This window comes from Limnospira sp. PMC 289.06, from assembly GCF_032350395.1.
Classification (GTDB): Bacteria; Cyanobacteriota; Cyanobacteriia; order Cyanobacteriales; family Microcoleaceae; genus Limnospira; species Limnospira platensis.
Map to the genome: position 1 here is coordinate 1 of NZ_JARPLC010000397.1, position 795 is coordinate 795.

The window sequence follows — 795 nt, forward strand, 5'->3', positions numbered from 1 at the left end:
CCCCGATAATCAGGATAATTACTTGGTGCTAGGTGACTATGTTTACTTTACTGACGCAGAAGGTCGGAAAGTGAGTATCAAAACAGGGGGAAGGGTTGTAGCCCCAATTCCCAGTCCCGAAATGTTTGATTTCCTAGAATTGAAACGGCCGTTGTTACCAGAATATAGCCCGAAAAAAGGCAGTCAACCCAAAACCATAGCTGGAGGCTTTGACGCAACGTTTAGTAACAGAATTCAATCTATGAAATGCCCGGTAACCCAGAAATATGCTTTTCGTAGACTGTACAACCTGTTAGGTGAAAAGTATGGATTGCCTATAGAGTTACCCGCTATAATGATGGGTCATAGCGCAACAATCAATGAGAATAAATATAAAACAGAAGGGATTGACGCTACCCTAGAAGTTTTAAAGGGATGTTCTAAGTTACCTATACCATTGAGCGTGGCTATAGAGAAGTTAACAGCTTTGGGAGTTGATATTGATAGCCCTGAAGCCAAATTATTTCTTGGGGTGATTTATCAAATAGATTAATCTACCCGTTATAACCCTATAAGCCAATACCCCTAGATTAAACCCCTAGGGGTTATTTTATGGCTACAGATTGATGGATCCTACTACGGTTTTGAGTAACACCTAAGTAACAGTAGAATGGGGGTTATAGGCTATGTATCAGGTTCAATACCTGTTATCCCGATTTAACTTAAAGCCTTATCCTAACGACGATAACCGGAATTTACTTAACCCGATAACTATGCCTAGTTACTCAGATATTACTCACAATCTAGTCCTAGCAC

The 795-nt window shown here is 40.3% G+C and carries 1 pseudogene; it reads left to right on the forward strand.

The window, feature by feature from the left end:
* Positions 1–532, forward strand: a pseudogene (locus P5674_RS25430) (hypothetical protein); the annotation flags it as partial.
* Positions 533–795: the final 263 nt, after the last annotated feature.